The sequence below is a fragment of the Streptococcus mitis genome, from assembly GCF_946190155.1.
GTDB classification, from domain to species: domain Bacteria; phylum Bacillota; class Bacilli; order Lactobacillales; family Streptococcaceae; genus Streptococcus; species Streptococcus mitis_CL.
Genome location: NZ_CAMHZL010000002.1, coordinates 148,064 through 162,504 on the forward strand (window position 1 = coordinate 148,064; position 14,441 = coordinate 162,504).

At 34.9% G+C, this 14,441-nt stretch carries 21 protein-coding genes and 1 pseudogene; 18 read left to right on the forward strand and 4 right to left on the reverse strand.

The window, feature by feature from the left end:
• Positions 1-95: 95 nt before the first annotated feature.
• The 17 genes and pseudogenes from N8O80_RS02660 to ifs all read left to right on the forward strand — a co-directional run bounded on the left by N8O80_RS02660 (position 96) and on the right by ifs (position 10,500).
• Entirely contained in the window at positions 96-755 is a 660-nt protein-coding gene (locus N8O80_RS02660; protein ID WP_261026767.1) for a DUF6572 domain-containing protein, read from the forward strand.
• Between the two features lie 99 nt (positions 756-854).
• Positions 855-1,265, forward strand: coding sequence for a hypothetical protein (locus N8O80_RS02665; protein WP_261026769.1), 411 nt, complete (start codon positions 855-857; stop codon positions 1,263-1,265).
• Between the two features lie 35 nt (positions 1,266-1,300).
• Complete coding sequence (locus N8O80_RS02670; RefSeq protein WP_261026771.1) at positions 1,301-1,705, forward strand: hypothetical protein; 405 nt, start codon at positions 1,301-1,303, stop codon at positions 1,703-1,705.
• 19 nt (positions 1,706-1,724) lie between these two features.
• Positions 1,725-1,973 carry a hypothetical protein gene (locus tag N8O80_RS02675; RefSeq protein ID WP_261026773.1) on the forward strand — a complete coding sequence of 83 codons (249 nt, stop codon included), beginning with the start codon at positions 1,725-1,727 and terminating at the stop codon, positions 1,971-1,973.
• A gap of 43 nt (positions 1,974-2,016) precedes the next feature.
• A complete protein-coding gene (locus tag N8O80_RS02680) occupies positions 2,017-2,337 on the forward strand; it encodes a hypothetical protein (RefSeq protein WP_261026775.1) in 321 nt (106 codons plus the stop codon).
• Between the two features lie 53 nt (positions 2,338-2,390).
• Positions 2,391-2,876, forward strand: coding sequence for a hypothetical protein (locus N8O80_RS02685; RefSeq protein WP_070842905.1), 486 nt, complete (start codon positions 2,391-2,393; stop codon positions 2,874-2,876).
• A 63-nt stretch (positions 2,877-2,939) separates the two neighbouring features.
• Positions 2,940-3,554: a hypothetical protein gene (locus N8O80_RS02690; protein WP_261026782.1), complete on the forward strand. Its 615-nt coding sequence runs from the start codon at positions 2,940-2,942 to the stop codon at positions 3,552-3,554.
• Positions 3,554-4,216, forward strand: a complete 663-nt coding sequence (locus N8O80_RS02695; RefSeq protein WP_261026783.1) for a DUF443 domain-containing protein — start codon at positions 3,554-3,556, stop codon at positions 4,214-4,216. The genes N8O80_RS02690 and N8O80_RS02695 overlap by 1 nt, the downstream gene beginning before the upstream one ends.
• A gap of 72 nt (positions 4,217-4,288) precedes the next feature.
• Complete coding sequence (locus tag N8O80_RS02700; RefSeq protein WP_261026784.1) at positions 4,289-4,972, forward strand: DUF443 family protein; 684 nt, start codon at positions 4,289-4,291, stop codon at positions 4,970-4,972.
• 296 nt (positions 4,973-5,268) lie between these two features.
• Positions 5,269-5,544 (forward strand): hypothetical protein, encoded by a 276-nt coding sequence (locus tag N8O80_RS02705; protein ID WP_261026787.1) that lies wholly within the window; start codon positions 5,269-5,271, stop codon positions 5,542-5,544.
• A gap of 591 nt (positions 5,545-6,135) precedes the next feature.
• Entirely contained in the window at positions 6,136-6,564 is a 429-nt protein-coding gene (locus tag N8O80_RS02710; protein WP_261026789.1) for a hypothetical protein, read from the forward strand.
• Between the two features lie 120 nt (positions 6,565-6,684).
• A pseudogene (locus N8O80_RS02715) lies at positions 6,685-7,341 on the forward strand (DUF6572 domain-containing protein); the annotation flags it as partial.
• Between the two features lie 213 nt (positions 7,342-7,554).
• Complete coding sequence (locus N8O80_RS02720) at positions 7,555-7,782, forward strand: hypothetical protein (protein WP_239668899.1); 228 nt, start codon at positions 7,555-7,557, stop codon at positions 7,780-7,782.
• Positions 7,783-7,810: 28 nt separating this feature from the next.
• Positions 7,811-8,005 (forward strand): hypothetical protein, encoded by a 195-nt coding sequence (locus tag N8O80_RS02725; protein ID WP_239682117.1) that lies wholly within the window; start codon positions 7,811-7,813, stop codon positions 8,003-8,005.
• Positions 8,006-8,064: 59 nt separating this feature from the next.
• Positions 8,065-8,532, forward strand: a complete 468-nt coding sequence (locus N8O80_RS02730; protein ID WP_261026796.1) for a hypothetical protein — start codon at positions 8,065-8,067, stop codon at positions 8,530-8,532.
• On the forward strand, positions 8,529-9,404 hold the full coding sequence (locus N8O80_RS02735; protein WP_261026798.1) for a DUF4299 domain-containing protein: 876 nt from the start codon (positions 8,529-8,531) through the stop codon (positions 9,402-9,404). The genes N8O80_RS02730 and N8O80_RS02735 overlap by 4 nt, the downstream gene beginning before the upstream one ends.
• Positions 9,405-9,612: 208 nt before the next feature.
• On the forward strand, positions 9,613-10,500 hold the full coding sequence (ifs, locus tag N8O80_RS02740) for an NAD glycohydrolase inhibitor (protein ID WP_261026800.1): 888 nt from the start codon (positions 9,613-9,615) through the stop codon (positions 10,498-10,500).
• A gap of 155 nt (positions 10,501-10,655) precedes the next feature.
• Here ifs and yidA read toward each other — a convergent pair whose 3' ends face one another.
• Positions 10,656-11,462: a sugar-phosphatase gene (gene yidA, locus N8O80_RS02745; protein WP_261026802.1), complete on the reverse strand. Its 807-nt coding sequence runs from the start codon at positions 11,460-11,462 to the stop codon at positions 10,656-10,658.
• A gap of 12 nt (positions 11,463-11,474) precedes the next feature.
• Positions 11,475-12,779, reverse strand: a complete 1,305-nt coding sequence (locus N8O80_RS02750; RefSeq protein WP_261026804.1) for an HD domain-containing protein — start codon at positions 12,777-12,779, stop codon at positions 11,475-11,477.
• 71 nt (positions 12,780-12,850) lie between these two features.
• Between N8O80_RS02750 and N8O80_RS02755 the strand changes: the two genes are divergently transcribed.
• Positions 12,851-13,228: a YwiB family protein gene (locus tag N8O80_RS02755; protein ID WP_261026806.1), complete on the forward strand. Its 378-nt coding sequence runs from the start codon at positions 12,851-12,853 to the stop codon at positions 13,226-13,228.
• Between the two features lie 382 nt (positions 13,229-13,610).
• Here the strand turns inward: N8O80_RS02755 and N8O80_RS02760 are convergent, their stop codons facing one another.
• Together N8O80_RS02760 and rpsT are read right to left on the reverse strand one after the other, a co-directional pair.
• A complete protein-coding gene (locus N8O80_RS02760) occupies positions 13,611-14,144 on the reverse strand; it encodes a DNA topology modulation protein (RefSeq protein WP_261026808.1) in 534 nt (177 codons plus the stop codon).
• Between the two features lie 52 nt (positions 14,145-14,196).
• Positions 14,197-14,433 (reverse strand): 30S ribosomal protein S20, encoded by a 237-nt coding sequence (rpsT, locus tag N8O80_RS02765; protein ID WP_001274000.1) that lies wholly within the window; start codon positions 14,431-14,433, stop codon positions 14,197-14,199.
• Positions 14,434-14,441: the final 8 nt, after the last annotated feature.

Below are 14,441 nucleotides of genomic sequence, written 5' to 3' on the forward strand. Positions count from 1 at the left end.
ACTAGCTAAAGTTTAGTTAGTACGAAAGAGAAGATAAATGATTTTGAAGAAAGAATAAATCAGTAGACATTTGGTAAAAGACAAAGGAGATGAGAATGGAAACTATTTATTTAAGTCAAAAAGACATGTTGGAAATCTGTCAAGAGGGGGATAAGTATTTTTTACGTTATCCAAGTTTTAATATTACCATGCCAGAAGTGGTTCAAGAAATTCCCAAAGAAGCTGCCAATAGCTATATATCGGGAGAACATACTGGTAAAGAGTTGATGAATTATGCGCAATATGGTTTTTGGAAATCAAAAAAGCAATATACACAGGAAGAGTCAGACAAAATTTTTATACGAAATAATCCTGATTTAATTTTTAATGATTTACCTGATAACAAAAAAATATTTTCTCCTGGAGAATTTACTCAAATTGCCACCCAAGCCATCGTTTCAAAATTGAAACCTAGCGAACTTGACGCTATTGGTATAGTTGATAATCATTTAGAGCTTCTTCTGGTGGATCCAGTCGGCTGGCAGGAAGAGATAGAAGCAGTCCATCTTAAAATTCTGCAAGAAAAAATCAACAATTACATTCACTTCCTCGAAAGCAAGCAGTATGTGGAGCGATATGGCGATAGCTTTGACAAAAAAGTCATCCATATCACATTCCAGTACTCCCCATCTGATAATGGATTGGCCTTTCTTGCTGAGGTTCAGAAAGTGTTACAACCCACAGATATGAGTTTGAAGGTAGAATTACCGGAGTGATAAAGAGGGCGAAAGACGCTCTCTTTTTGTGGTATAATGTGACTAGATTGTCAAAACTTTTTTTAAACAGGTAAAAATAGGATATAGTTAGGAATTCTAATGATTATAAATAATACAGTTATCAACAAACAATTAACAAAAGAAATATTTAATAATAATTTTAAAGGTTATCTTCAACAAGATGAAAGTTCTAATTTATTTAAGTTAAAATCCCCCGTTAAGATTGAAGGATTAGAATTTTGGGCAGATTTTAATTTTAAAAATAACATTCTTGAATCTTTAAAGTTATGTATTTATCAATCAAATGCTCCGATAAATTATTCGAATATGTTTGAATATAAACTACAAGATATAAAAGGAATACAGGATAAGTGGTTAGAAAAACAATATGGTAGATTTTCCGAAAAGAGTACATACTCTAGTAAATTTAATACCTCTTTTGCGGAAATAATATCATATATTGATACAAAATCAGGTGAGACCAGTATTCTATTCTTGTTTAGCAAATAATTATTATTTATGAATAATGGAATGAGGTAAAAATAATGCAGTTAAAGCAAGAATTAATAGAGTTACTATTAAAAATAGGGGAAACAAATCTGAATCCGTCGGACTTATTTTCAGAAGAAAAACCATCTCTATTCTTACCGGAAGGACGTACTATTTATTTAGAGGGCGATCACTATTACATTGTTGGTGTCGAACGTGGCAAAATAAATTCTGAGAAAAAATTTGCTAATAAGGAAGATATACTTTATGATCTTTTACAATCATATGTTACTAGAATAGCATCAAAGAATGCATGGACGAATGCTAATGAAGATTTTGAACGTTATAATAGCCTTCTTCAAGAAGAACAAATTCGCTTATTTAGTATAATTGATCCTAAGTATGGAGAGAGAAGAAGGAAGGAAGCAACCTCAAAATTCTCTTTACTTAAAAAGTCATAAAGCTAACGGAGAAACTACAATGACAAAAGAAGAGTTACTTACTTTTTTAGAGTGTAATCGAAGTAAGCTTAAATATCATACAGTCTATCTAAACAAAAAAGCATTAGAGCAGTTCGCAATAGGGTATTTTCTGGATTCGAAATCAAATAAGTTTCTGGTGTATGAAGTGTCAGAGCGTCAGAGTTTGATTGAAATTGCTTCCTTTAAAAATGAAGAAGAGGCTATCGCGGAATTTTATGAGATAGTCAAATATAGATGTCGAATATAAGCTCGGTTTCTATTAATGACTAAAGAATATTTTGGAGAATGACATGATGACCAATTTAAAAGAAGAACTGACGAATTCGTTATCTGACTTAATAGTGTTTCTATCAGATTACAAGGGAAAAATTAATGTTAATAATTTCATAGGTATCCTTGAGGAAATGCAGTTTATCCTACAAAGTATAGGACATCCCCAGATACCAGCAGAAACGATGATCCACCTACAGAAAAGGTACAAAAGTATGTTTTTCCAAAGAGATGGTTTATCGGATTTTTATGTTTTTGACTCGGACGCTGCATACATGAAAAGAAAAAATGAACAATTTTCTTTATTGATAAAAAGAATTGACAGCTTATTAGAAGACTAGACAACTGAAGGGTGAATTCATAAGGTTGGGAAGTAACGAAATAGGAGTGAATAATGATTGCTATTCATCAGGGTAAAAAATATAATGTTTCAAAAGGACTTAGTAATAATGATTGGATTGTTCTGACTAGTGATACAAAAGATGGAGGGTTTAGCAATTATATAGATTCTTGGGGAGAGGAATTTGATGATTTCTTTTCAAAAAAAGTCAAGATGGAAGAGCTAGACTTTCTATACAGTATTCATTATGAAATTCAATATAAGGGGCATTCTTTTTATGTTAGTAGTGGGATGATTCGAAGGAATATTGAGAAAGATTGGTTTGAAATAATACCAAGCGCCAACCAAAATCAAATAAAGGATGAGTTGGGATTCAAGCAGATAAACAAATTAGAATGGGCAAAAGAGATTGGTCGAAAAGATATTGAAGTCTTAAAAATAGTCGAAACACCTTTAGGAATCTTTAAAGATCAGGGAGTTAAAGTAAAAAGTTTAGAAGGCCAAAATATTGATGATTTTTTAAATTCTATAGAACAATAATGTTTTGATGCTGACGTTTAACCCTTATTAAAAAAATATGTGACTCCGTGCGAGGAAATGATAATGTTTGATAATGAGTATATTGTAAGTGTGAAAAGGTTTATCGGTAATATTGAAATTGTTTCAAGAAATAACAAGTTGCAGGTATATGATAATGTGGATATTATTTATATTCTAGAACAAAGAGAAGACGAATTTGTTATTTCACTAAATGAAAGAGGGAATGTTTTAGAATACTGTAAAATTCGTAACAAGGATTTGTCTCAACTCTATTTTGCAATCTTTGTTAAGAGAGGAGTTACAGATTTTGAATTCCCAATGATGACTTTAATAAATGATATAGAGGAAATTGAAGTATTAAAAGAATACTTGACTAGAGAACAACTGGATAACTTCTATTCGATTGATTCTAGGACTAAAGAAAAAATCAATTTTTCTTCAGAGTTAAACAAGATTTATTACGTAGATGCAAGTGACAATGAATATAATCTATTTTTCCAACCAAACAGAATATTTCAAACCTTCTATGCATCAATTGTAAAATTAAAAACTATTAAGGAGTGGTTGATTCAACTGAATGATGCTAATGGACTAGGAGATCAATATGAGGCTACTTTGCTAGGGTATAGTTTAGAGGGGCTAATTAGAAGTGAGCTGTTTGTAATTAAGGAGAAATGATGGAAAAAATTCGTTTTGCTTATGGAAATTTTCGGTATTTAGTATTTGAATTCAATCATCAATACTATCTACTTGACAGAAGACCATGTCATTTGATAGGATATCTTTTTCCACCTATAAATTGGCTTTTCTTTCAACATGTGTATCCCATTACATCGGATGAGTACTGTAAAATAAAAGAAAAAAATGGACGTGCTACAAAACTCACTGTTTCAGCTTCTCTCGGTGCTGGGCTGAGTATCTTTTTATATAATTGGTTACGGGTTAACAAGATTGATATCACTAAGTATTTTGAAACGAATCTTTCAAGTTTTACGAAAGTGGCACTCTTTTTAATGACTTTTCTTTTAACATATGTTCTGGTTGAATTATTTTACTATTCTCGGAAAAGAAGGATGGCCTTCTTGATAGGGCACGAACTTAGGCATTTACAATACTATAAAATTACGCCAGTAAAAATTGACTTTAAACAATTGCTAGGATTTATAGTGGTTATTGGTGGGCTAGCATTTTTTATGCCAATGTATTATTTCTACTCAGGTAACTTACTTTTTGGCTTAATGGCCAATGCAATCATCTTTCTATATTTGTCGGCTTCTAATGTTGCATTTGGAACTGAAAGCCATCACTTATATAAAATAAATGATAAAAAACTAAAATAAGATGTAGCCGATATCAAGATACTCCTTATAGCTTGGGAAAACTCATGTTTTCTTAGATTAGTAAGGATTAAAATGCAAAAAATAAAATTATATTATAAAGGGAATTTTCGATACCTATTATTTCATTATCAGGGGAGACAGTATCTATTAGATAGATCTCCTAAACATTTTCTCGGATATTTCTGTTTGCCTTTAAACTGGTATTTTTATCAGAAAGTTTATGCTATCTCAGATGAAGAACTTTTTAAAATCGAAGAGAAAAACTCTAAGGCGAGCAAATTTATCCTTCCAACATCATTAGCTGCAGGATTGGCAGTTTTTGTGAATGCCTGGGCTCGTATGAATCATATTGATTTATTTACCAACTTTTATGTAAATTTTTCGATTGTAACTAGTTTGCTTTTAGTAGTTATTGGTCTATTATTGTCTTTTAGTTTGCTTCAACTCTTATATTCTAAAAAGAAAAAGACTTTGGAAAAATTACTCAATAGATCGTTGGAGCAATCTATTAATTTTAAGATAAAACCAGTAAATTCATTGGGTTTTTATGTCAAAATGTTTCTATTGAGACTATGTATTATTACTTTAACTCTTTTATTTGCTATGGCATTCATATATTTGAAGAATATTGCCATGCTTTGTTTAATGATGTTAACAGTGTTCATATTTCTAGCAACCATAAACGTTGCCTTTGCACCCGGAGAAGAACGGGAATATGAGATAGTTGATGTTTTATCAAATCAAAGTGAAAATTAAATTAAGTGAATAAAGTTAAAACTAGATTTGGAGAACAGTTCCAAGCTAAAATATGCTTTGTTCGTAGTTAAGATTGTTAAAGGCAGTATAGCTATTTGGATAAAAGCTATTTCCAACATCTGTTCATTGTGAATATGAAGAAAGGGGAAAAATCAGTCAATGTCAAAATACAAAAGTATAAAAATAATTCCATCAGTATTCTTATAAAAAGGAGCATTGGTTAGGTTTAGTAGCTAATTTCACAGCTATAATACTTGAAGTGAATACACTAATTACAGTTAATAAGGGATTCAATTGTGAAGAACAGATATACTCAATATGTAGGACAATTACAAGATTTAATTGACTTAGAATATCCAAGTCAGAAGTTATACCCGGGAATTATACAGGATATATATAATCTAACTAAGCTTATAGAACGAGGGGAAAATATCAATAACATTAGTTTTTTTAGTTTAGCAAGAAGATTTGTAGATGAAACAATGGATTATAAAAGCGATATTTTAGTTGTCTTAAAACAATTGGAGAAAGAACTGAAAAAAGGAAATGAAAGAAAAGAGAAAACATTATAAAGAACTAGTTCATCTAGGAGAATTTAAGAACAAATTGGTTTACTATGATATAAAAGGAAGGAAACTGTATTTTTCGATTCCAGAAAGAACTTCTAAGTATCAACAGTACTTTATTCTTACCTTGATATTACTAGTTCTTCCATTTATTAGATTCCTGAATGGCCTGAAAATCTTTAGTATAGCTGAGCATAAGTATCTCTATTTGATTCTATTTTCTTTTATTTTCTTACTTATCGGGAAATTGCTGGATGTCTATTTAAAAAAAGACTTGGATTTGTATCCGGCTCTATTTACAGATTTGGAGTACTTAGAATTCCTAGAAATAGTAAAGAAAAGTGGAGTTGTTGTTTCTTCTGTACTTCGTGCTAGCTTTATTAGTTTGTTAGTATCATTGACCGTCTATCTAATATATCCTGGTTTTTTGACTTTGTTTTTCCACTCCATACTTTTGTTTATTCTCTATTTGTGTATAGCCAATAGTTTACACAGACGAAAGAAGGTAATGGAGAGTTTGATAAGGAATGTGCGCACCAACTAAATCTTTTTGCTCTATGATAATTCTGCAATATTAAATAAAGGAAGCAAATTTATATGACAACAGAAATTCAGCAATATAAAAACTGTACAATATTAAAAGACAAAAATAATTATGAGATTATGTGGAGTAGAGGGAAAGAAGCGCTTAATTTTCTCATTAGCCAGGAATTAGCAGAACGTGTTTCAAAATCAGACAAAGATTCTTTAGAAGTAATGTTTTATTGTGAACATCATCGTTGGCCAGAGAAGGATGAGTTAGAAGATTATAATCAATCAGATACGATTGTACATCGAGGCAATGGATTTATTGTATATGAGACAGACGGCTATTACGAAATTAGCTTCTTTAAAGAAATTGGCGGAGCCATGGGGCCAGAAGTTCGCTATCCTATTACTAAAGAACTGATTGATAAAGCATTTGAATCTTCTAGGGGAGCATATGAGGTAATGATTTATGCTGAAACAGGGCACTGGCCTTTATAGTCAAGTGGATGACATCATAAGAGAAACCAATAGAATTCAGATGAAGTTTCAACAGATAGTTCATTTGCATTAGGGAATAATAAATCAGTATATTTATAGTAATAGGCAAAGGATATGAGAATGGAAACTATTTATTTAAGTCAAAAAGATATGTTGGAAATCTGTCAAGATGGTGACAAGTATTTCTTGCGTTATCCAACTTTTAATATTACCATGCCAGAAGTAGTTCAAGAAATCCCCAAAGAAGCTGCCGACAGCTATATGTCTGGAGAACATACTGGAAAAGAGTTGATGAATTATGCACAATATGGTTTTTGGAAATCAAAAAAGCAATATACACAAGATGAATCTAGTAAACTTTTCATTGAGAATAATCCTTCCTTTATTCTAAAAAATCCCCAAAATAGTCGTCGTCTTTTTTCAGCAGAGGAATTTACTCAAATTGCCACCCAAGCCATCGTTTCAAAATTGCAACCTAGCGAACTTGACTCTATTGGTATAGTTGATAATCATTTAGAGTTACTCCTTGTGGATCCAATTGGCTGGGAGGAAGAAACAGAAGCAGTTCATCTAAAAATCCTTCAAGAAAAAATTAACAATTATATCTACTTTCTCGAAGGCAAACAGTATATGGAACGATACGGTGATGACTTTGACCAAAAAGTCATCCATATCACTTTCCAGTATTCTCCATCTGATAATGGACTAGCCTTTCTTGCAGCGGTTCAGAAAGTGTTGCAGCCAACAGATATGAGCCTGAAGGTAGAATTACCGGATGATGGCATTTTTTCAGATAAGGAAAATATATCGGAAGGCTCAAATCATCCCAATCAAGATTAAGAAAAGGTATCCTAAGAAAGATATCTCCAGATTAAAAAAGAATATAAAATTCGACTAGTATTAGTAATAATTCTATTCGTATTATTATCTATACTAAGCATCGTGCTTATCGTGAATTCAAATAGGTTTATTCCATTAGGAGCGGCAGCTATGGCTACAGTTTTACCTTTTAACCATTTCTTACTAGTTCCGCTTTGGAAAGAGAAACAAGCCATCGAAGAATTGCACCCTGAATGGAAGGCACTTAGCACCAGTGGAGTTAAGGTTTCATCAGATGAATCAGATAAAAAGATATTTCCGTTTATCGCATCGATTCTAGCCTTATTCTTCACATTTTCGGTGTTGTATAGACCTGTCAAAGAAAAGTTCAAATTCTGAACCTGTATCTACTACGACAACATCAGATTTGAACGATAACTCATCAACTGAAGAAAGTACACAAAATCAAACTTCAAGTAAGGAGAGTCAAAATTACCCTTACCATATTTCTGGAATGAGTGATGAGGGAGTTAAGAGGGTTATTGATAAAACATTGAAAGATTTAAAAGAGAAACGAGAGAATGAAGAAAATATAGAACAGACTGGGTCAGGAAATGAGTGATGTAGTACGGAAAATTTGTTGTTGTGAATATGGTATAATGGAATACGTGGAGGGTTAGTATGCGTAAAGAATATTTAGTTTACCAAAACAAAGTATACTCTAATTTTGTGAATTATATAAATGACTATATCCTTCTTTCAGAAAATCCGGAAATGTTGAAAGAAGGCTATTTCCCCTATAGTTCCTATGTAGATGGTGAAGGAGAAGGTCTATACGGGAAGCTTGTGCCTTATAGTGCGGTTAGTCAAAGGTATTTGGTTTGTGATAGTGTCTTGTATAAAGATCATGAATTTGAAATCGCAGGTCACAAGCATGGGGATGATGATTTTACAGCACCTGATTCTTATGTGCGAATATTGGTTTCTGATAAAGAATTTTTAAATGAAAACAATATAGCAGATGGCGCGTCATTGATGGATGATAAGTACGGTCATATTACGTATGCATCAGGAAAAATCCCTGTCAGCGAAGTAACGATTCTACGTCGTAGAAAGGATTTGCCAGTAGACCGAAGGAGAAAAATATGAAATCAGTTAATTTTACAATAAAAAGCAACCAATCACTAAGAATTGGTGAGGTGCTTCAAGCAGAACTTTTTGAATGTTACAGCGTTTCCGCTAAGGATGCAGGATTAAAGCCATCTGCAGACTCTCTTATTTCGGATTTCCATTCTGTTCAGTTTGGGGTCAAAGAGAAGTCTAGTCTAGGGTTCCGTCTATCTTTTGATGGTCAAGCCTATCAGGTATCTGTTCCAGATTTGGCGACAGCTTCTGACTGGACTGGGGCCTTGATGTTCTTGAAAACATTGCTGGTTCTTTTAGATGTAAGAGTGTGTGAACATGATGGCGTGGACTATGATAAAGATTCCATTCTTGATTTTCATTTCACGGATATTTTCTTATCAGCTCTTTCAGAATTGACCAAGGAAGTAAAAGTTCATCCCATCGTGGAAATTATGGGAGTAAAACGTCCTATTTACATCAATGAACTCTACCTAGGGCAGATTATCCATGTGCCGGATGATCAACTCTTAAATAGTTATGACCAGCGTTTGCGCTTTACCCAACAGCTAAATGCTTATTACTCTGAGCAACAAGTTTTTAAAGTAGAGCAAAATGGAGAGAACATCATTATCCCTATCAATTATCTAAATAGTGAAGGACGAACAATCTTACCGGCTCAACCAGAGCTAGAGCCTCAATATTTACAAGAGTATCGAGGAAGTAAGGTTGCAGTTGCACGACTGTTTATCATGACAGCCGATGGCGAAAAACTAGCCGAAGTTCCTTATCGGGAATTCTTAGAGTCGTTGACTGAGGGAATTTACATGCTAGATGCCAAGTATGTTCTTGTGGACCCAATTTCTCCTGAAATGTTGCAGAAGTTATCACAAAAATAACATTCTAAGAAACTTATTAGTTTGTTCAAGATTGAAAAGTTTACCATCTGATATTTTTTTCAGGTGGTTTTCTTTTTCCTTAAGTTCCCCATTTTATTTTTTCTGTATTTATTTTATGCTATAATAAGACAAAGTTTTAATACCATCATTCAACAATAGTGCAAGTAAATACCCAGAAATAGGTAGAATAAATCAATGGAGTAAATAAATGAAAAAATTTGAAATACCAGAGCCTAAAGAATATGAATCTTTTGTTAATTTTTATCGTAGTGTGATGGAAGAAGGAAAAGAGGAAGAAGCTTTTTTAGGCACAGATGCAAAATATCGCATACGAGAACGAGATTCTTATGAACTTGACAGTACAGACATTAGCGTATTAATGGAATATTGCTTATTCCCTCTGTATGTGGAAGGTGATAAGGATATAGCGAGAAGAACTTTTGAAATCTTGAAGGATTTTAGCTTATCGATTGACTTAGTCAAATTAGATAAGGTAACTGATTATATCTCTATTCAAAACTGGTTTTTAACTGAATATTCTAATCTTTCCTTTGTTATTGAAACAGATGAATTGGTAAGAAATATTATAGAAAGCATTTCAAAATTATCTGATGAGCAGAAACATACGTATACCTATGAAAGACTATGTAATGTATTAGACCGTAGTCCATTATACAGGCAGTGTGATGAAGAAAAGGTAGAGAAGATTCTTAAGGAATTCAAGGAAAAATACTACAATCCCCCTAAGGTAGTAGAAACCATTAAAACAGTTGAGAAAATTGAACTAGACGTTACAAGTATCGATGCTATGGGTGTTTCAGATGACCATCTAGAGTTGTTGTTGATTGATGAGAATAAATGGATAGAATCTCTGGAAGAAGAACATCTCTTGAAACTTCAAGAAAAACTCAACAACTATATCTACTTCCTCGAAAGCAAGCAGTATGTGGCACGATATGGTGATAAGTTTGACAAAAAAGTCATCCATATTACCTTCCAATATTCTCCATCTGATAACGGTTTAGCCTTTCTTGCTGCGGTTCAGAAAGTGTTGCAGCCTACAGATATGAGTTTGAAGATAGAATTGCCAGAGTGATAAAGTCTCCATTTGATATAACTGCTGTTCATTTTTTTGTACTATCAAGATTTAAGTGACTGTGCAACAGCCATTCAATTTATTGATTTACTCTTATTGTGATATATTCATACTAAAAACCGCTCAGCTGAGCGGTTTTCCTATAGTCTTCCGTTTTACAGTACCCATGTACGGATGGCATGGGCAACGCCGGATTCATCGTTAGATTTAGTGATGTATTTGGCGATTTTTTTGATTTCTGGATTTCCATTTTCCATAACAACGGGGTTTCCAACGACTTCTAGCATAGCGCGGTCATTTTCTTCGTCACCGATCGCCATGGTTTCATCTTTGGTCAATCCGAGTTTTTCAGCTAGGTGAGTGATGGCTGAACCTTTGTCCACATTCTTTTTAAGGAGTTCGAGGTAGAAAGGAGCAGATTTGTTGATAGAGTAGCGCTCGTAAAATTCTGCTGGTATTTTTTCAATTGCAGCATCCAGAATCTCTGGTTCATCGATGAACATACATTTGACAATTTCCTTATCAGCCATTTCTTCAGGTGTACGGTAGAAGATAGGCATGCTGACGAGGGTTGATTCGTGCACTGTATATTTTCCGATATTACGATTGGCTGTGTAGATGCCGTCCTTGGTAATAGAGTGCATGTGGACACCGAGCTTGCGACTGAGAAATTCCATATCCAGATAATCCTCATAGGTCAAGGATTCGCTGATAATCTCATGTCCTGTAGCAGTTTCTTGGACAAGGGCACCATTAAAGGTCACAACATAGTCACCCTCGTCTCTCAACTGCAAGTCGTCCAGAAGTTTAGCAACACCTGCGATGGGGCGACCAGTTGCAATCACGACTTTGACACCAGCTTCTTTGGCATCTTGGATGGCAGAAAAGACTTCAGGAGTGATTTCCTTTTTGCTGTTGACTAGGGTTCCGTCGATATCAACGGCGATTAGTTTAATACTCATAAAATTCCTCTTCTAGTTTTTATTTGGGGTAAAATGATCGTTCTCAATCAAGTGTAAAAATTGCTGGGTGATGCTTGCGAAGATGCTGCTTTGGTCCAACATTTCTTTTGGAAAATAGAAACGATTATCTCCGTGGCGACTGCCAGCAAGGGATTGGACGATAGGAGATAGGCTAGAGAGTTCGGCCAGTTCTCCATTTTTTTGTAGAATCTCAATCTGTGTCCGTGGATTTTCAGATTCGGGACGATAGATATCATAAGGGAGGTCAAAGTTCTTATGAATGGCAGTGTAGTAGTCTGGATCAAAGCCGATGTCTTCAACCAATTTTCTCATGCTGGCGAGTTGGTCTTGGTCTTCTTGTGAAAAGGTAATGGATTTAAAGACCTTACGGTTGACAAAGCGTTGCGACAAATCTGCGAGAATTTTGTCAGGACTGGTCATCCAGAGTTGGAAGTAGGTATTCATCACACCATCATCCAGAGCTAGATAGTCAGACAAGGTCACATTTTTTTCAAAGAATGGCAGGAGATGTGGAGAAGTTCGTGCAAAGAAGTCCTTGTCCTCAGGATAGAGTTCCTTGGCGCGTTTGAGGAGATTCTGCAGGAGAACTTCCATGGCTCGTGTTGCTGGGTGGAAATAAACCTGCATATACATCTGGTAGCGACTGAGGACATAGTCTTCGATGGCATGCAAGCCATTGCGCTGAAAGGCGATACCATTTTCGACAGGACGAATGACTCGGAGGATGCGAGTCAGGTCAAATTCCCCATAGGATGCTCCTGTAAAATAGGAGTCGCGCAAGAGATAGTCCATGCGGTCCGCATCAATCTGACTGGAAATGAGTTGCACGACCTGCTTGTTAGGATAGGTGTGGTCAATGACACTGGCTACCTTTTCTGGAAAATCTGGCGCTACTTGTAGTAGGATTTGGTGAATCTCTGTCTCAGGACTTTGGATAATCTCTTGAGTAATCGCCTCATGATCTGTATCAAAGAGATGTTCAAAAGTATGCGAGTAGGCACCATGCCCAAGGTCATGTAGGAGAGCAGCGGTCATGGTTAAGAGAGACTCAGCAGGATCCCATTCTTCAGGATATTTTTCTTCAAAAATCTCCGTGATGCGACGAGCAATCTCATAGACCCCCAAGCAGTGGGAAAAGCGACTGTGTTCTCCACCGTGGAAGGTATAACTGGAAGTTCCCAGTTGCTTGATTCGACGCAAACGCTGAAATTCTTTTGTATTAATCAAGTCATAGATGATTTGATTATTAACATGGATGTAGTTGTGAACTGGGTCACGGAATACTTTTTCGTTCATATGACCATTATAGCAAAATCCTGCTCTTTTTGGTAAAATAGTAGGACAAGAGACAAGAAAGAGGACCTGATGTGAAGATTCGGATGCGAAATACGATTCAGTTTGATGAGCAGTTGGAAGTGATTGACCAGCTTTATGACGTGGAAGTGCATGAAAAAGGAGATTATAGCTACCTGCTTTTTTATAATGAGGAAAAGGAAAAAGTGGTTATTAAATTTCATAGTCAAGAACTGGTGATGAGCCGTTTTTCCAATCCCAAGACCATTATGCGCTTTCTAAAGGATAGCGATAGTTTAGCCTATATTCCCACACCTATGGGCATGCAGGAGTTTATCATCCAAACGAGCCATTATCAAGTTGATGGGCAAAAGATTTATTTAGACTATCAACTACAAAATCAAGAGGGACATCCCTTTGCCAGCTATCAATTGGAAATTACTTGGGGCTAGGTATGACTGGGGACGAGGTTATAGCAACGAAGCTGGTAAAGTTTATGAAATCAAGCTTTTCTTGCACATTTTTAGTAGCTAAAACCTTTATTTTTTCAGATTAAGGTTATAACACTCATTCCATTGCCTGTTATTTATTAAAGCTAAATATAATACCCGTCTTCCCTTATACTTGTTCCAAATGAGTAGAGTGGATTTGAGACCTAGCGATTGTGATTATTGTATATTCAAAATTTAAAAATTGATAAAAGGGACAGTGAATGTCCCTTTTCATTTCTATAGAATTCAGAGTTTTAGATAGGATAGATTGGTAAATAATGAAGAAAATATTTTGGAAAAATAGACACCAAAAAGGGGATTTGTCTTCCAAATAGTACTAACATTATCCACGTTGTTTTTTCTTCTTGTTTTCGTGAGTCTTTATAAAGTAATCTATCTCCTTTTGAGACCTAAGGATAACAACTTTATCTGGATAGGTTTCTTGAACCCACTTGTAGCGTTCTTTAGCAGTTTTGCTCCGTCCATCCCAAAGAATCCAGCGGATAAATTCCCAGTCAAAACGCTCAGGACAACCTGTGGCCATACTTTCTCTGACTTTTCCTTTGTATTTTAAATAGCGCTTAAAGGCTCTTAACAAACAATTCCATCGAGAGAAATTTAGAAAGATGATTTGATCTGCTTCTTTCATTCTTTCCTCATAGAAACACCAAGAGTAGTTGCCATCAATAACCCAAGATTCCTGCTTGGTGAGAAAGTTTTTCATCTCGGTCAACATCCATTCACGGTCACTGTCTTGCCAACCAGGTTGAAATTGGAGTGTGTCCATGTGAAGTTTTGGGATGGAGTAGTAGTGAGACAACTTTTCTGCTAGAGTTGACTTACCAGCACCAGAATATCCAATAATCGCGATTTTCATTTTCTACCTTTTCCTATTTGAGGACAAAAAAACAGCCTCTATGGACTGTTTCTTATTTAGCAAGTTTAGCTGAAAGACGAGCTTTGTCGCGGCTTGCTTTGTTTTTGTGAATCAAACCTTTAGTTTCTGCTTTATCGATAGCTGAGCTAGCAGCACGGAAAAGTTCTTCAGATGGGTTTGCTTCGAAAGCTTTGATAGCAGTACGCATAGCTGATTTTTGAGCTGAGTTCTTTTCGTTTTGTTTAACGTTCAATTCAGCGCGTTTGATAGCTGATTTAATGTTTGCCAATGTTCTTA

Coding starts and splice junctions, on each gene's coding strand:
- N8O80_RS02660 (WP_261026767.1), top strand. CDS start 96: ATGGAAACTATTTATTTAAGTCAAAAAGACATGTTGGAAATCTGTCAA.
- N8O80_RS02665 (WP_261026769.1), top strand. CDS start 855: ATGATTATAAATAATACAGTTATCAACAAACAATTAACAAAAGAAATA.
- N8O80_RS02670 (WP_261026771.1), top strand. CDS start 1,301: ATGCAGTTAAAGCAAGAATTAATAGAGTTACTATTAAAAATAGGGGAA.
- N8O80_RS02675 (WP_261026773.1), top strand. CDS start 1,725: ATGACAAAAGAAGAGTTACTTACTTTTTTAGAGTGTAATCGAAGTAAG.
- N8O80_RS02680 (WP_261026775.1), top strand. CDS start 2,017: ATGATGACCAATTTAAAAGAAGAACTGACGAATTCGTTATCTGACTTA.
- N8O80_RS02685 (WP_070842905.1), top strand. CDS start 2,391: ATGATTGCTATTCATCAGGGTAAAAAATATAATGTTTCAAAAGGACTT.
- N8O80_RS02690 (WP_261026782.1), top strand. CDS start 2,940: ATGTTTGATAATGAGTATATTGTAAGTGTGAAAAGGTTTATCGGTAAT.
- N8O80_RS02695 (WP_261026783.1), top strand. CDS start 3,554: ATGGAAAAAATTCGTTTTGCTTATGGAAATTTTCGGTATTTAGTATTT.
- N8O80_RS02700 (WP_261026784.1), top strand. CDS start 4,289: ATGCAAAAAATAAAATTATATTATAAAGGGAATTTTCGATACCTATTA.
- N8O80_RS02710 (WP_261026789.1), top strand. CDS start 6,136: ATGACAACAGAAATTCAGCAATATAAAAACTGTACAATATTAAAAGAC.
- N8O80_RS02720 (WP_239668899.1), top strand. CDS start 7,555: ATGGCTACAGTTTTACCTTTTAACCATTTCTTACTAGTTCCGCTTTGG.
- N8O80_RS02730 (WP_261026796.1), top strand. CDS start 8,065: ATGCGTAAAGAATATTTAGTTTACCAAAACAAAGTATACTCTAATTTT.
- N8O80_RS02735 (WP_261026798.1), top strand. CDS start 8,529: ATGAAATCAGTTAATTTTACAATAAAAAGCAACCAATCACTAAGAATT.
- ifs (WP_261026800.1), top strand. CDS start 9,613: ATGAAAAAATTTGAAATACCAGAGCCTAAAGAATATGAATCTTTTGTT.
- yidA (WP_261026802.1), bottom strand. CDS start 11,462: ATGAGTATTAAACTAATCGCCGTTGATATCGACGGAACCCTAGTCAAC.
- N8O80_RS02750 (WP_261026804.1), bottom strand. CDS start 12,779: ATGAACGAAAAAGTATTCCGTGACCCAGTTCACAACTACATCCATGTT.
- N8O80_RS02760 (WP_261026808.1), bottom strand. CDS start 14,144: ATGAAAATCGCGATTATTGGATATTCTGGTGCTGGTAAGTCAACTCTA.